The organism is Pseudomonas antarctica (assembly GCF_001647715.1).
Taxonomy (GTDB): domain Bacteria; phylum Pseudomonadota; class Gammaproteobacteria; order Pseudomonadales; family Pseudomonadaceae; genus Aquipseudomonas; species Aquipseudomonas antarctica_A.
In genome coordinates this window covers 97,901-113,554 of record NZ_CP015601.1, presented here as the reverse complement: position 1 = coordinate 113,554, position 15,654 = coordinate 97,901, and the positions used below count along the sequence as shown (strand labels likewise).

General features: G+C 52.2%; 9 protein-coding genes and 9 pseudogenes. 7 read left to right on the top strand and 11 right to left on the bottom strand.

The annotated features are described in order from the left end of the window. Positions 1 to 2 precede the first annotated feature (2 nt). Positions 3 to 578 carry a recombinase family protein gene (locus A7J50_RS29955; protein ID WP_064455120.1) on the bottom strand — a complete coding sequence of 192 codons (576 nt, stop codon included), beginning with the start codon at positions 576 to 578 and terminating at the stop codon, positions 3 to 5. A gap of 228 nt (positions 579 to 806) precedes the next feature. On the opposite strand from A7J50_RS29955, the gene A7J50_RS29950 reads away from it, so the two are divergent. Further along, positions 807 to 2,021 carry a GNAT family N-acetyltransferase gene (locus A7J50_RS29950; RefSeq protein WP_082896009.1) on the top strand — a complete coding sequence of 405 codons (1,215 nt, stop codon included), beginning with the start codon at positions 807 to 809 and terminating at the stop codon, positions 2,019 to 2,021. 219 nt (positions 2,022 to 2,240) lie between these two features. Next, positions 2,241 to 2,558: pseudogene (locus A7J50_RS29945) on the top strand (hypothetical protein). A gap of 318 nt (positions 2,559 to 2,876) precedes the next feature. On the opposite strand, the gene A7J50_RS29940 reads toward A7J50_RS29945, so the two are convergent. Then, positions 2,877 to 4,091, bottom strand: a complete 1,215-nt coding sequence (locus A7J50_RS29940; protein WP_064455118.1) for a cytochrome c biogenesis protein DipZ — start codon at positions 4,089 to 4,091, stop codon at positions 2,877 to 2,879. An 86-nt stretch (positions 4,092 to 4,177) separates the two neighbouring features. After that, positions 4,178 to 4,440, bottom strand: a pseudogene (locus A7J50_RS29935) (DUF2790 domain-containing protein). A 493-nt stretch (positions 4,441 to 4,933) separates the two neighbouring features. Here A7J50_RS29935 and A7J50_RS29930 point away from each other — a divergent pair. Next, positions 4,934 to 6,194, top strand: a pseudogene (locus A7J50_RS29930) (sensor histidine kinase). Between the two features lie 156 nt (positions 6,195 to 6,350). Next, complete coding sequence (locus A7J50_RS29925) at positions 6,351 to 7,085, top strand: response regulator (RefSeq protein ID WP_064455117.1); 735 nt, start codon at positions 6,351 to 6,353, stop codon at positions 7,083 to 7,085. Positions 7,086 to 7,175: 90 nt separating this feature from the next. Here A7J50_RS29925 and A7J50_RS29920 read toward each other — a convergent pair. The 3 pseudogenes from A7J50_RS29920 to A7J50_RS31215 form a co-directional block, all read right to left on the bottom strand. Further along, positions 7,176 to 7,486, bottom strand: a pseudogene (locus A7J50_RS29920) (SOS response-associated peptidase family protein); the annotation flags it as partial. 10 nt (positions 7,487 to 7,496) lie between these two features. Then, positions 7,497 to 7,640: pseudogene (locus A7J50_RS31220) on the bottom strand (AAA family ATPase); the annotation flags it as partial. A gap of 74 nt (positions 7,641 to 7,714) precedes the next feature. Then, positions 7,715 to 7,918: pseudogene (locus A7J50_RS31215) on the bottom strand (recombinase family protein); the annotation flags it as partial. Between A7J50_RS31215 and A7J50_RS29915 the strand changes: the two are divergent. After that, positions 7,906 to 8,301, top strand: a pseudogene (locus tag A7J50_RS29915) (Tn3 family transposase); the annotation flags it as partial. The pseudogenes A7J50_RS31215 and A7J50_RS29915 sit on opposite strands and share 13 nt — an antisense overlap. 335 nt (positions 8,302 to 8,636) lie before the next feature. Then, entirely contained in the window at positions 8,637 to 9,611 is a 975-nt protein-coding gene (locus A7J50_RS29910) for a DNA replication terminus site-binding protein (RefSeq protein WP_064455114.1), read from the top strand. Between the two features lie 577 nt (positions 9,612 to 10,188). On the opposite strand, the gene gmtX (A7J50_RS29905) is transcribed toward A7J50_RS29910, so the two are convergent. Both gmtX (A7J50_RS29905) and A7J50_RS31515 read right to left on the bottom strand, forming a co-directional pair. After that, a complete protein-coding gene (gene gmtX, locus A7J50_RS29905) occupies positions 10,189 to 10,707 on the bottom strand; it encodes a gamma-mobile-trio protein GmtX (RefSeq protein ID WP_237140931.1) in 519 nt (172 codons plus the stop codon). After that, positions 10,700 to 10,996, bottom strand: a pseudogene (locus A7J50_RS31515) (IS3 family transposase); the annotation flags it as partial. The pseudogene A7J50_RS31515 and the gene gmtX (A7J50_RS29905), both read right to left, overlap by 8 nt. 55 nt (positions 10,997 to 11,051) lie before the next feature. On the opposite strand from A7J50_RS31515, the gene A7J50_RS31210 reads away from it, so the two are divergent. Then, positions 11,052 to 12,428: an IS30 family transposase gene (locus A7J50_RS31210; RefSeq protein WP_082895877.1), complete on the top strand. Its 1,377-nt coding sequence runs from the start codon at positions 11,052 to 11,054 to the stop codon at positions 12,426 to 12,428. A gap of 7 nt (positions 12,429 to 12,435) precedes the next feature. Here the strand turns inward: A7J50_RS31210 and A7J50_RS29890 are convergent. The 3 genes and pseudogenes from A7J50_RS29890 to gmtZ all read right to left on the bottom strand — a co-directional run. Continuing rightward, positions 12,436 to 13,301, bottom strand: a pseudogene (locus tag A7J50_RS29890) (IS3 family transposase); the annotation flags it as partial. Positions 13,302 to 13,341: 40 nt separating this feature from the next. Beyond that, a complete protein-coding gene (gmtX, locus tag A7J50_RS31510) occupies positions 13,342 to 13,533 on the bottom strand; it encodes a gamma-mobile-trio protein GmtX (RefSeq protein ID WP_156526333.1) in 192 nt (63 codons plus the stop codon). Continuing rightward, the gene (gmtZ, locus tag A7J50_RS29880; protein WP_250637331.1) at positions 13,508 to 15,604 is read right to left on the bottom strand and encodes a VPA1269 family protein; all 2,097 of its coding nucleotides are present in this window, start codon (positions 15,602 to 15,604) and stop codon (positions 13,508 to 13,510) included. The genes gmtX (A7J50_RS31510) and gmtZ overlap by 26 nt, the downstream gene beginning before the upstream one ends. Between the last annotated feature and the right edge of the window lie 50 nt (positions 15,605 to 15,654).

The window sequence follows — 15,654 nt, the reverse complement described above, 5'->3', positions numbered from 1 at the left end:
CGCTATGCCGCTCGCTGGGCATTGCGTTCGGCCTCGGTCAGGTAGTTGTAGAGCGTCGAACGACCGATACCCATCAAGCGACAGATCTCTGCCACGGTGTGTTTTCGTTCGTGTTGAAGGCTCAGAGCCAGTTCTTGCTTGGCGAAATCGAGTCGTTTCTTGCGTCCACCCTTGCGCCCACGTGCTGTTGCGGCTGACAACCCTGCTTGGGTGCGCTTACGGATCAGGTTGCGCTCAAACTCGGCCAAGGCACCAAACAGGTGAAATACCAGGCGACCGCCGGTCGAGCCGGTGTCGATGCTTTCTTGCAAGCTCCGTAAGCCGACATTGATGGCATCCAACTGTTCGACCAAATGTATCAAATCCTTCAGCGAGCGTCCAAGACGAACCAAGCGCCGAATCACCTCGGTGTCTCCCTTGCGCAGTGTGGCCAGCAAGGCAGTCAAACCTACTCGCTCAGCTTTGGCTCCGCTTGCGGTGTCTTCGAACACACGCCCACAGGCTGCTTTCTCCAACGCATCGCGTTGCAGATCGAAGAGTTGGTCGTCATTTGAGATGCGGGCATATCCAATCAGCATGGTTTCGTCCAAGTATTCAATGAAAATTCAGTCTAGTCGGAAATTGAAAATTGGAATCTGTTACTGGATACAGATAATGCGGTGTCTAAAGTGAACGACCTCAGCTAAACCTGGCGTCCAGCAAACCTGCGTTTGATGGACGGCTGAAGGTGAAAATTACCGTCTCAATTGGGAACTACACATGACGATATACCACTCACACTATTAGTTAGCCAATTGTGAGTCAGAATGAATCCTTATCAAGTCAATCCTTACGCGCGTGCAAATCATGGTCACGTTTCAGCGCCAGCGAGTTCAAATCTCCTGGATATTCGCGGTTCCTCATTGCCGCTTAATAAGGCCTCTTGTAATTGGCTGGACTCAATCTCTCCACCTCATCTGGGGGCCTCGATCAAACACGCTCTTTTGGGTTTACCACAGTCACTGACGCCTGTGAGTGGCGGCCCCGCTGATGTGTACGCTTTGAAGTTTCTCGATAATCAGCATGAGCGAGAAGTCAGGCTTAATCTTACGGCTCACACGGGAGAGTTAGCGTTAGGCGCAGTGCAATTGGCACCCGATCAGGTAGTAAAGCCCGGCGGACCGGTTGCACCAGGCCCCCATGCTTCTTTTCAGGCCAAACTATGGTTCATGGATCATCTGCTCAATTTGAGCAATGCAAACCCGGCGATTGACTCACACAAGCTTGCAGAGCAACTGAGTGGTGCAGATCAAACGGCAAGAGATCTTGGCGCGCTCCACCAACAAGCAAGTAAGTTGTCAAAAGACAGAGCCAGCCTCGCCAACAATTTGAGCTTTGCCCGCAGCCCCGCAGAGCGGGATCAGATGCAGCGTAACATCACGCAAATCGATAGGTCATTGACTCAACTTCAGACTCAAAAAGGCCAACTTGAAAAACACTTTTTGTTGTTTCAGACGCGATTTGATTTCGTCAATCGAGGCGCGCCGCCCTTGAACGTATCCAAAGGGGCAAATAACCCCTACAAGGCTGAAGTCAAAGCATTCCTTAAGGATTTGCACGAAAATGATCGGGATTCATTTCGCAAACGATTTGACGATTTAAGGCCGCGTGATGTGGACCTTTCATATTACGATAAAGTCTTGCTGGTTTTTCATGGCAATAAAGTAATCGGCATGGCTGACTGCACGCGTGATGACGAAATGACGCCCAAAACGGCGACGATCAACAGTGTGGTTCACCGTGACTACCAGAAACTTAACGTCGGGAAAATACTCACTGAGAGCCGGGATCAAGTGCTCTTGAGTGAAGGGTACTCCTATAAGTCGGGCGGCATTTACCGAACCAACACCGATCAAATAGACAGATTACGACGCAACGGTTGGCATGAAACGGCGAGCTCTGTAAATGACCCTGGCGAGATGCGCTATTTCTGGAAGGCGCTGGATCCGAAGTTTGCCAATAGTCCTCCCCGTGAGCTATAGCCTAGGCTTCAAACAGCAGTGTTAGGGCCCGCGTCCTCAATCTGGTGAACATGGCCATGGCGGATAGAAAGGCAGGGGCGGTGTCGGTGTTTCTGGCGAACGTCACCGACACTGCGTAGCGGGCCATTTGAACCCGGTGCAGCTCAAGGCGCTCTTCGCTGCCCCGGTTGAAACCGGCACGCCGGGTATTGAGGTGTCATGGAGCAGTGCCGACCCTAGATCGCCGAGCAAGCAAAACTCCCAGCCGACCACGAGGGCACTGCAACGCCGGAGGCTCATCGGGCCTGCGAGGTGATCCAGGAGCGACTTCGAGAGCACATCGTCGCCACCAATGACATGCGCCTGTTCGGCCTGCTGCACCTGCTGGGTAAGGCGTCACTGCGCATGGAGCAAGCCCTGTGGTCGGAAGAATATGTGCGGATGGCCCGCTAGGCTTAGGAAGCACTCCGAGAGGCCGACGACCCCAACGCCAAGTCGTACATCCACGAAGAAGTCATGCAGAACCGCATCGACCAAGCACGAGACAAGCCATGTTGACTGGGTGAAAGTAATTTCAGCGGTTCCGGCTTACGACCGCAATCTGGTAAGTTGCAGTTGATGTGAGCCGGAGACGATGGAATGCAAGCCGATTCGGCTGAATGCAAGCTCGCTCGCAATTAATCTGAGCCATACGGCTACGTTAATCGCAGTTAATCTGAGCTGAAAATTGCGCTGATTGCGAGCACGGATGTTTTCGATTGCAAGCCGCTACACTTAGTGTTTGAAAAGCGTTATGCATTGAGCTTGCAAGGTGTCTAAAGAATGCGGGGCGATTCAGGGGATCATCTTTATGCAAGCAACTCAGGTGCGGGTGATTCATTCTGGCGCAGAAACGGATGATGATTTTGCTTCTTTCAGCAGTTGCTGAATGACATTCTCCTGAGCTTTATAACTACCTTCTCCGAGATGCACGTGACGTATCTGTCCATTGATGTCGATAAAGTAGTGCGCAGGCCAATATTGGTTATCGAAGTTGCGCCAAATCGTGTAGTTATTATCGATTGCCACTGGATAGGTTATCCCAAGTTTTTTGACCTGAGCCTTAACGTTCTCAATGATGCGCTCAAAACCGTATTCCGGAGTGTGAACGCCGATCACCACCAAGCCATCCTGCTCATATTTTTTTGCCCAGGCTTTAACATAAGGTAAGGAATTTTGGCAGTTGATGCAGTCGAATGTCCAAAATTCTACGAGCACCACTTTGCCTTTCAAGGACTCGCGGCTCAATGTTGGAGAATTGAGCCATTCGACAGCACCCACCAGCGACGGCATAGAACCTTGGTTTTGATCCAATGACGTTCCCCCGCTGATTAGGAAATCAGCAAATTTAGGTACAGTTTCCATAACGAGTTTTTCGAGGCTGGTTAAACCTTCGGAAGAAATACCTGAAAGCAAATATTTATCGGCGCCGGTGGATATGACCGCTGCCGCAACCAATACAACTACACCAGACCCGCGACGCAACCAACCGGTAACTGGGATCAACATCTTAAGCCGATTCACTAAGCCGCGTCCGGCTAAGATCAATGTGCCGAGGGACAGTGCACTGCCCAGCCCGTATGCCAGCAGCAAGAGACTGGTCCCTGCATTGGCACCTTGTAGCATTGCTCCGGTAAGGAGGACGCCTAGGATCGGACCGGCGCAGGGCGCCCACAGAAGCCCTGTGACGACGCCAATCATGACAGACCGGAGTGGGACCGACAGTCTGGGTAGGTCTGAGTCGATATGGTTGCCAAGCGTCACAAAGGGGCGGGCCAGCCAGCCGCTGATCCGCGGTGAAATAAGTGAAAGGGCAAAAAGCATCATCACGACGAGGGATATGTGACGGCCGCTGTTGTTCGCCTGCACTACCCACTCGCTGCTGACCACCGCGAGGCTAGAAATGAGGGCGAAAGTCAGCGCCATTCCGGCAAGAGTCAACAGGATCGAACAGCGTGTACGCCCGGCACCCGCAAATAGAAATGGAATGACCGGAAGGATGCACGGACTGAGAACGGTCAGGATTCCGCCTAGAAAAGCGATGATAAGCATGAAAGTTTTCCGTTGATGGGCCGCGGCATTAACACGTGCTACTTAAAATCTGCGAAGCAATATATGACTTGGTGACGTGAGCTAGCTCAACTGTAATTGTCACAGCTATCAGCAAATTTGGTGTACTCGAGGATTTGAGTTTTGTTTTGTGAGTCCAGATACACCATTTGGGCGTTAATGATCCCGCACCGAAGATTAATATCCTGTGTCATCGAGATAATCCTTTAATGTCCAGGTGCGTGCTATATGAATATGTCGTGGGTGTGACTTCTGCTTCAGCGCGAGCCGATAATGTGCAGATGTTCAATGCGGCACACAAATAAGCGGCGTAGATAGCTTTAGTGTTAATGGTAGTGTCCTCATGACTAATAATTGGCAGGGGCGTTTATGCATGCCTCGATGGAACCCATTAGAAAGCCGAGAGGTATCCTTGATATGTCAGAAGAGGGCGTAGGTATATCAATTCGTAACAATAGTGGCGTCAGATACACGGAGATACAAAACGTGAAGGCGAAGTATTATTTCATCGCAATGTATCGATGAGCTCATTAGATACATTGCGATACAAATGACGGCGACAAACTTAAAATGTGTTGGTAAATTATCCAACGGTGCAATGGCTTATCGCGTGCTGTACGTTTTGCAGTCATTCAGCGATCACTGCAGGCGCGCTAAAATGACCGTAAAATAGCGAAACAGTTTCTGCACTTGAGCCTGCAAAATTTCTTATATCGATACCAAATGCTGCGAGGGTGATGTGCCTCCGCTGCTGGTGGAGCTAGCAGAGCAACTTCATGAAATTAAAGTTTCCATGGCCACACAGCCTTGTCTAACGGCTATCAATGATCGTCCTCATAGGTTTGATCCTGATTCAAACGCTTTCTTTTAGAGTGCAGTATTTTGAGCGCTACGAAAGCGCGAAAACCACCATGTTGGGGGATCTTTAAACCGACGTTTCCACCTCGATTGCCGTCCTTGACCGCTACCTGCGGGGGAACGAGTCAGCTGACTAGAAAAGTTGGCAAGACCACATTATCGCTACCTGCTGGATGACGGCTATCCGGGCGTACAAATGAGCGATGCACCCGTAGCAGTTATGTCGATTGAGGAAGCGATAGCCAAAGATTATCCATTGAACGTGAGGGACATACCCGGCCCTCAAAAGCGCTTTCAGGTTCACTTAAAGTTAGCGGACGGAAGTTCAGTGACCATTGATGTACGTCCTGCGATGGTTCCGTTGTCATTGTGATCGCCTGTCGTGCTGCTCTATCGGTTGGCTCTAAAGATTACTTGCCCCTGGCTAGATGTGAAAATTGCCGTTGGCCCTATTACTCGCCTTGCCAATGCGGTAGAGGCCCTAGACCCCGATAGTTATAAAATGCTCCTTGACGAGAAAGGTTCCTCCGAAGTCGCGCACGCAGCTATTGCATTCAATTCAATGCAGGCACGCATTGCGGCGCATCTCAAAGAACGCATGCAATTACTCGCTGCGATTTCTCATGATCTGCAAACTCCGATTACTCGCATGAAGCTGCGGGCGGAACTCATGGATGAATCTCCGGAGAAAGCCAAGTTTTGGAATGGTTTCAGCGAAATGGAACATCTGGTGCGCGAAAGCGTTGCGTACGCCCGTAGCATCCATGGTTCTACAGAAGAAAGCCGCCGCATTGATATGGGATCATTTCTGTACAGTCTAGTATTCGATTACCAAGGCATGGCGAAAGACGTTTATTGATCGGTAAACGTGACGTAGTAATCTAGACCCGACCGCAAGCGCTGCGCAGGGTGCTGGTGAACCTCATAAACAATGCATTCAAATTCGCTGGTGCATCCGAGCTTACCGTGGAATCCAACGACAGCGAGCTTTTGGTAAAAGTGATGGAACGTGGTCCCGGAATTGCTGAAAATGATCTGGCGCAGCTTATGAAACCTTTTTACCGAGTGGAAAACTCGCGCAATCGGAGTACCGGGGGGACGGGCTTAGGCCTGGCAATTGCTCGACGATTGGCCATTGCAATTGGTGGATTGTTGACCTTATCAAATCGTGAAGGAGGTGGATTATCTGTGGAATTGAAATTACCAATACGAACAGTTATTGAGTAATCAGATCGTCGGGTGAACCTCGATACTGTCGTTAAACGTCAGCTGGAAGGCTCATTTTCCAGGCAGGCGTCAAAAATAAAGCGAGACAAGGCGACCGAGCCCTAGTTATCTGGCCACTTGAAACGCGCACCGAAAAAACTTTAAGAGGGTAGAGCGATGGAACATGTGAACCATATCTTGATCGTCGATGATGATCGAGAGATTCGCGAATTAGTAGGAAATTACCTAAAAAAGAATGGTTTAGCCACTACCGCAGTTACAGACGGTCGACAAATGCGTAGCTTTCTGGACACCCACCAGGTGGACATGATCATCTTGGACTTAATGATGCCAGGTGATGACGGCCTGGTACTATGTCGCGAATTGCGCTCAGGTAAACACAAGGCCACACCCATCCTCATGCTCACCGCGCGAACTGATGAAACCGACCGAATTCTAGGTTTGGAAATGGGAGCAGATGATTACCTGACCAAACCCTTTTCGGCGCGCGAGCTGCTCGCTCGTATCAACGCTGTGATACGTCGTACGCGAATGCTTCCGCCGAATCTGATGGTCACTGAAAGTGGCCGGCTGTTAAAATTCGGCCCATGGCGACTTGACACCACAGAGCGTCACTTGCTTGACGAAGACGAAACGGTTGTGGCCTTGAGCGGTGCGGAATACCGGTTGCTTCGCGTATTTCTGGAACACTCTCAAAGGGTGCTGAGCCGCGATCAACTGCTCAATCTTACACAAGGACGAGATTCCGAATTGTTTGACAGATCCATCGACTTACTCGTGAGCCGGTTGCGTCAACGCTTGAAGGACGAGCCACGTGATTCGACTTACATCAAAACTGTGCGGAGTGAGGGTTACGTGTTTTCTTACCCAGTGGAGATATTCGGGTCATAGTTATGTCGAAACTCCGCACAAACGAATGGTAAAACACGACTGCTGAAATCTAAGGTCTACAGGTGTTGGCCCTCTACCGCCTTTGAAGCATTATATAGCGAGTACCGGCCGAATTAACTCCGGCCCTTGACTTCGCACGTTGCTAACCTGCTTGCCAAATGGATACCATACGAAATCCGCGACATCCAAACAGCAATCTCTGGCCAACTCCTCAGCGCGAAGAGCTGAGTATACGGGTCAATCCACTCACGGGCATGTTCTGCATTGAGCACAACGGGGCGACGGTCATGGATGTCGACCATCCCCTGATCGCTGTCAACCGTGATAATCACGAACCCGTCTTGCTCGCCTGATTCAACCCCTGGATAAACTTGTCCAAGTGCGGCGAAGAACATCGGACGGGGATGCGGATCAAAATGGCTCATCGTCCTCGACATCATCTCCGTCCTTGCGCTTTCGTTCCCGAGACTTGATCTTTGTCTAGGCGGCCAAGGTGCTGTGTTGTAGGCGGTAGGACTTGTTGCCCGTTTCGACGATGTGGCAGAGGTTTGTCAACGCCAGCAAATTTTCCCGCTTGGCGGCTGACAGCATGGAACGACATAGCATAGCTATCCAGTCCTCAAGTAGTGCTATAGGGGCTCGCGGCTGAAGCCATAGTCGCGGGCGACCGCTGCCTTTTGTTCACCCTCTGTGATACGGCGTCTCAGTTCGACAATTTGCGATTCGCTCGATGACTTTTTGCGCTCACGGTACGCACCGCGCTTCTTGGCCGCCGCAATACCTTCACGCTGCCGCTCCCGAATCAAGGCACGCTCGCACTCGGCAAAAGCGCCCGCTGCCTATGCTGGACTGGCTGCAAAGTGTCGAGCTGCGCCGCCGTGTGCATGCTAGGTTGAACAAGGGCGAGGCTCGCAATGCCCTCGCCAGGGCTGCGTCCTTCAACCGCATCGGTGAATTCAGGGATCAGCAACAGCGCTATCGGGCCAGCGGATTGAACCTGGTGACAGCCTCCATTGTGCTGTGGAGCACGGTCTACCAGGAACGCGCCACCCAGGGGCTGACTGACGCAGGAAAGCCGATGAATACCGACCTGTATCAGTACCTGTCGCCGTTGGATTGGGAGCATATCAACCTGACCGGCGATTACGTCTGGCAGCAGAGCCGCAAGCTTGAAGACGGGAAGTTCAGGCCGCTACGACAGCTCGGCAAACCTTAGCGTACAATTTTTTCCGAATTCTGTAGGCTTCCCTTGTTGAGCTAGGCAAAACGGAACACATAAGTCGAGAAAGGCTGGAGAGCCGCTTTCGAGCTGATGTGGCGGATTATATTGAAGATCTGTTCGCCTTGAGGCTGTCAGAATTTTGTGATCTAGCAGGAAAAAGACCGCGATAAACGGTTTTTTGAGCTGATTTTCAGGTACTGATAATACCACCCCTTCAAGTGTATGATCGTTCTCTGAATCACCTCCCCGCACTGGTTAACATTGGCGGAGGAGGGTGGTATGGCTAAGCTCTAGGCGGAGTGAAGGGGTGGTATTATTAGGGCACCGAAATGAATGACACTATCATTGCCGCTTACGAACGATTGGTTGCAACCGTCAGGGCTTTCAACGACAGGTGGCCTTCATTAGTGGTCGATGGGATGATATGGCGCATTCCGCTTCTCACGGAACAGAGGACTCCGTCTCGAATCAACGTCCAGATAGTCACTGGAGCTGACGCCATCAAGGCCGCAGTTAAGGTGTTTCGCGAATTTGAGCGTGATCTAGGCCAAGCACCAGGTACAGTGCTGCGCTTGCCGGGGTACTTTGTCATCTCTGGATCTTTGCTTGATGAAGGCAGGGCGGTGAACCGCTGCAAGAGCGAGCTAGTGGATGCAATCGAGGCTGAGCGAGTGCTTCGCAACGTTGCTGTCAGCCGCCGCTCTCACATCATGCGCCAAGCCCTGGGCAAAAATTTCTCTCTCAATCAGCTAAAACGCGCAATCCAAGTCTTCGACGCTGCACCAAGACAGATCACTTTTACCTGGGCCGGCCACACCTCTGGAAAAGAGCGTGTCACCGTAGCCCACGCGCGCGAACTACTGCTTGAAAAAGCTCATGAAAGATCTATGGCCACCGGTGAGCCTGTAGAAAGTAGTCCACAGTGGATCGATCTGCGCAGCATCGCGAACATGGCTGAAACTGACTTGTTGGATGTGCCAAAGCAAATAGCGCCGCATCCGCGGGCAATGTTATGGTTCTCAGAGAGGAGCCGCTATGACGCAATGCTGCACGCGAACCTTCCGTTTTTTGTGCTGGATGGGCACAGCGCGGCGAGGGTTGTTCCTCTCAAGAATTTTGATAGAGATGTCCGATCGGCAAGACGCCTCGACATGAAACAACGGACGCCGGCACTCCTTGGAGGTCGTTTTTATGTTTCATCGGCCGAGGATGAAGCTGCTGATACGAAATGTGGTGTGGAAAGCGCAGTTACCTCGACTTACAGAGAGTCGATAAGGTCGAGCCTCCTCAATGAAAAGCCTTGAATATCAATAGGTTACAGTTGGCTTAATGAGGCCTACGTTATAGTAGCGAAGCCGCCCATATGGGCAGAATCCGAGGCCGGGAAAATCGCGAAGCCCCGGCGAGGATTTAGCCATAACGTCTATCATACGAGGCTCACGTACACTATCTGTGCCAATCTCGACATAGGGAGTTTCATCAATGGAACTGGAAAAAAGAAGCAGTTCAATGATGTTGTTGCTCGCAGCTTTGAAGCTTTGGCAGCCGCATTTCCGTTAGCTATCAGCATCGACGCTCATTCTTTAGGGGTTGCAGCTGGAGAAGCATATTAGCAGAAGGATTTTGAATCGGTTGCCACAGAGTATTTACCGGGACATTTATTCGTGGTGTCGTACATTTGGTGGCTCGAGTCCGAAAGCTATCTGACTGCTAGAAAAATTATCTATGCCTGTTATAACTAAACTAAACAGTTCCAGATAAGATCACCTATTGTACTAAGATGACCGTGGGCCAGTAGCGCTGGGGGCTAAAGCCGCGAGGGATGGTTAGTGTATGTACTAAGATGCTGTACTACAAGCCATCCCTCCACAGCCCGTCAGATCATTCGATCTCCTTCAGAATTTTCCTAATTGCAGGCACGTAACCATGCTTGTAGATCTCACCTGAATCCCCTTTCACCTGACCTGCCCTGGTGACCATCCAGCCTTGCTTGTCGAAGAAATCGTCCGAAACCGCAGCTCTTAGGGCTGTAATCTCCATGTCACTGAGAACCCCTTTCAGTGAAGGCAGCAGCTGAACTGACTCGCTCTGTTGAGATATCTCGACCACATTGGGGCGTCGGTCAACAACAATGTCCTTTTGAGATTTCAACAGGTTGAGTTCGGCCAGGTAGCGGCGACGCTCGGCCAAGATCTGCGAAAAAACTGCACGCAGCGCTGGATCGTCGATACGTCGAACTAGCTCATTGTCGCTTGGTACACCCTGTTCCTTGGACTTCGCAGGCAGTTTCCTATCTGTCCCCACACTGGCAGCCCAAGCCTCAATTAACTGCCGAAAGCGAAACCCCCCGGTGTTGCGTATCGTTGAGGCAGATTGAATCGCCCCGGGTTTCCTAGACACTCTCCAGGCTCGCTGCGTAACGCTTTTCAAACTCTACCGGTGACAGCTGATTGTTGAAACTGTGGCGTCGTTTTGGGTTGTAAAACATCTCGATGTAATCGAACACATCATCCCGAGCATCCTGGCGTGTAGTGTAGATTTTACGCTTGATCCGCTCCCGCTTTAGCAGCTGGAAAAAGCTCTCCGCCACAGCGTTGTCGTGGCAGTTACCTCGACGACTCATGCTGGCCACCAGGTTGTTAGCTTTCAAGAAGCTTCGCCAGTCTGAGCTGCTGTACTGGGCGGATTCAACCGGTCGTCGCAACACCTTGATCGAGGTGTTTATGGGACGACCTGCAGGATGGATGCAAAAATTGACGGGCCGGGGAGCGATGCGTTCTCCAGGTGCACCCTCACTTCGTAATGAGATCGAACGGCTATTTTGGCTGCAGATTGCAACAGGCATCACAAGCGAAAAGGCAGCACATGCCGTTGGCGTATCAACCGCGGTAGGTACACGCTGGTTCCGTCATCGAGGCGGGATGCCATTATTCATGTCGAATCACATATCAGGACGATACTTATCGTTTGCAGAGAGAGAAGAGATTGGGCTGCTTCGAGCGCAAAGTGTTGGCGTTCGTGAGATCGCTCGTCGCCTTGGACGAAGCCCATCGACAATTTCACGGGAGCTGACACGAAATGCTGCTACCCGTTGCGGTCGGCTTGAATATCGAGCGTCAGTAGCGCAATGGAAGGCAGAACTGGTGGCCAAGAGGCCGAAACCAGCAAAACTGGTCACTAACCCGCGACTGCACCAGTACGTACGCGACCGCCTTGAGGGCAAGGTTCAAGACGCCGATGGTCGTGAGATTTCTGGGCCTCGGCAAGCGCCCTTCAAAGGCCGAAATAAACCGCATCGCAGTGACCGTAAATGGGTCAATGGCTGGTCGCCTGAACAAATTGCCAACCGACTCCAGATCGATTTTCCGGATGATGAATCCATGCGTATCTCTCATGAAGCCATATATCAGGCGCTCTACATTCAGGGTCGAGGAGCTCTCAAGCGCGAACTGGTGAGTTGCCTGCGCTCAGGACGAGCGTTACGCGTACCGAGAGCCCGATCGCAGGCCAAAGTGTGGGCACACGTCAGCGAGGACGTGATGATCTCCAGTCGTCCTGCTGAGGTAGAAGATCGGGCTGTACCCGGGCATTGGGAGGGCGACCTGATCATCGGTCTGAACCGTTCTGCGATTGGAACTCTGGTCGAGCGCTCAACTCGATTTACCATGCTCGTCCATCTGCCTCGCGAGAAAGGTTATGGGCTAATCCCCCGCACGAAGAACGGCCCGGCGCTGGCTGGCTATGGGGCTGTTAGTATGGCCAACGCATTGAAGAAGACGGTGACTGATCTTCCCATCGAGCTGTGGCGATCCTTGACCTGGGATCGTGGAAAGGAGTTGTCGGATCACGCTCGGTTTACCATCGAGTCCGGAGTAAAGGTTTTCTTTGCTGATCCACATAGTCCATGGCAGCGCGGCACAAACGAAAATACGAACGGCCTTCTACGGCAATACTTCCCGAAAGGCACTGACCTCTCTCGTTGGAGTGCCCAAGAAATACAGGCGGTAGCTCACGTACTCAATACTAGACCTCGAAAAACACTAGGCTGGAAAACACCTGCCGAAGCACTGAATGAGTATTTAAAGTCTGTACAACAATCCAGTGTTGCGACGACCGGTTGAATCCGCCCTGACTGCCTTGATCCGAGTGGATCATCACCTCTTGCTTCGGCTTACGTCTCCAAACCGCCATCAGCAGTGCATCAATGGCTACGTCGCTGGTCATCTGCGACTTCATTGACCAACCAATGATCTGGCGTGAAAACAGATCGAGCACCACGGCCAAATACAGCCAGCCTTCATATGTTCGGATGTAGGTAATGTCTGTGACCCAGACTTTGTTGGGTTCTCTGACATCGAATTGGCGCTTCAGTAAGTTCGGTGAGGCAACGGCTGGTTTACCGCCATATTTTCCCGGCCTCCGTCGATACCCAGTCTGAGAACGTAAACCTTCAAGGCGCATCAACCTAGCTACCCGGTGACGGCCACAGCTCTCACCAACCTCTCGCAGGTCATCATGGATCTTGCGATAGCCATAAACACCACCGCTTTCCAACCAGGAGTGTTTGATCAGTCCAAGCAGTCGCTGATCGTCCTTGGCTCGCGCAGATTTTGGTTCTGATAGCCACGCGTAGTAGCCGCTGGGATGAACCTTGAGCGTCAGGCAAAGCCGTCGAATCGCGTAATGACCCGCTTGCTGCTTAATAAAGGCGTACTTCAGCCGCACTCCTTGGCAAAGTACGCGGCGGCCTTTTTTAAGATGTCTCGCTCCTCCGTCACCCGTTTCAGCTCGGCACGTAGACGACGAACCTCAGCGCTCTGATCATCCTCCTCAACGCGCTGTTCCTGGGGCTTGGTGTAGCGCTTAACCCAGGCATAGAGGCTGTGCACGGACACACCCAATCGTGCAGCCACCTCCGAGACAGGAAGCTGCTTTTCGGTCACTTGCTTGACCGCCTGGATTTTGAATTCTTCGGGATATCGCTGGTTGCTCATGGCACCTCCTAATGGGCCTCATTTTAAGGCTTGGAGGTGTCTACGAAACTAGGGGCGATTCAGATGGCCCTCCAGCCTCAACAGAGAGCTTGGCAATCGTGGCAATCGAGAAATTGCGACTCCCCGTTTTCTGATGAGTCTCCAGGACGCCATGCAGCACGGTCAGGGACTTGGCTTGTTGCTTGGTAGCCTGAGACGCGAGTTCTTCAAAGATCAGCTGCGGATCGATCACGGATGGCCTCCCGTACTTGTTTTGAGGTGGTTGTGATCAGGTCAGAAAGCTTCGCTACCGGCTGCTTCGTAACGCGCTCTAGCGGCTCCATGGCGGCTGGAAGAAGCTTTAGGCCTTCTCCGGCCTCAAGCAGGCTGGAAACCTCGCGGAATCCCTCCATTTGGTTTTTAGGAGACAGCGTCAAAGCCATAGACCTCATCATTGCATTCCCAGCGATGAGCTGGAGGCGATCATCCATTCCCATCAAAATAGGTGCGTAGCCGCCCTGCATGAGGAGATGGTTTAAAGCGCGGGAGCGCTTTTCGATGGCAGGTGTGGCCCTCAGCTCATCGGTCAAATCAGCGTAAATTTCAGCGTTCTCGCACAGCTGAGATATCTGCCACAGCTCACTACGGGTTTCGATGAATGAGATGGGCTGATGGATGTCCTCCAAGGAACCCACAGCTACCAGCTTCGTGCCCGAATCATCTGTGTCCCGGCCCTCTTCGATTGCGACAATCTTGCTGATGATCTGGAAGCAGGAGACCAAGTCTTTCGCGTACTCATCAGCCTCCTTGATCTGCTTTTCGTAGCGCCTTTCAGCCTGTTGCAGCTCCGCATGCAGGAGGAAGGGGCGTTTTTCTTGCTCAGCAAAGTACATTTCGTTGAGCAGCTCATCGCGATCTTGTTCGATCTCAACGGCAAGTGATGAGACCTGAGAGGCTAAATAACTCAGCATGTTGAGGTGGGCCACAAGCGCTGGTAGATAGCGTGCATCCGTGATGAACCAGCGGCAGCGGGGACAGTTTTCTAGGCCGTGTGGGACTGGCCCATAGATGTGGCCTTTACTGCTCCGACCGACAATCTCCCCTCCGTTCCAGCATCCGCCTATGTTGCTCATTTCGTCAGATCGAGCGCTGTTTCCGCCGACAAGGCATAAGCCTATGTGACGCTGCTCCCAGCCAATGGCGTTGCGATTCGCCAACGCAATGTCGATTGCGCCAGCATCAATGAATGCCGTTTTAGAGTGGATCTGACGCATATCAGCGTCCCGGAGGAAGATCTTCAGGCTTTCATCCTGCGCAGCACTGATGCGTCCGCTGGCCAAGTCCATTACCTGGGACACCATCGCCGGGGTTGGCTTGGTGTAGTGCAGAGTCATAATGATCCTGGAGTGCCCAGCAATCAGCTTAGATAGCACTTGAATCGGGACACGCCCCTCCATGGCATAGCACGTCAAAAGCGAAACACGGAGGCTATGAAGCGGGAAATGCGTTTTGACCGGTAGTACATTTAATTCGGGGTCGACAGGCTGCACAAAGCGCAACCTAGAACCGTCTGACAGGGTTTGACCACGTGCGGCAGCCCGATCCTCTAGCGTGGAGAGCAATCGATACCATAGGTTGGGCAGTGTATTGCCTGCAATGGGCTTGTCGCGCTCACCTGGAGCCGCTGTGGGGTCGCGGAAGAGGAAACAGATCGAGCCCATGTCTTTCTTCTGCTCGACAGTTTTGACACTACCAAAGTGCTTCTCTACCAGCTCGGTGCAGGGCGTAGGGCCGTTAATAGTGTTGTATTTCTCTTGCCAGTCCCTCAGGCGTTCCAGCCAGTACAGGACATCTTCGTTCTGCCATGGGATCGTGTAGCCACGCTCACGAGACTCCTTGTTCTGGTCTGCCGTTTTGTTCGTACCGACGTAGAGGCCGGTCATGATTTCACCGATATCCCGGTCGTGGATACGGCAGAAGACCCCTCGTTTCCATGGGTTCGCCTCACGGCCTAGAGAGAACCCATGGCGCTTGTTCAGAATCCAGTCGCCACCCTCGTACCGCCACGTATCTGCCTCACCAGAGTCCAGAAAACGTACCTGATAAGTGCGAAGCGGCAAATGAAGCTTTATGTGCAGCGCCATTGACCTAACGGGAGACCAGATTTCGTAACGATCATTTTTGTAGCGCCATACGCAGTCTGGGTCATCTTCGTCGATGACTGACTGCTCAACCGGAAACCAATCTCCGAAATCCGAGCGCAATTGGCCGGACTGGGATTGAGCCCATTCCCAGTCGCGGAATGTCCCCTGGGCTGCGGGCACAGAATTTCGCGAAGCTCCCGAATGTATGCGTAGGGCAAAGGGTTGTACAC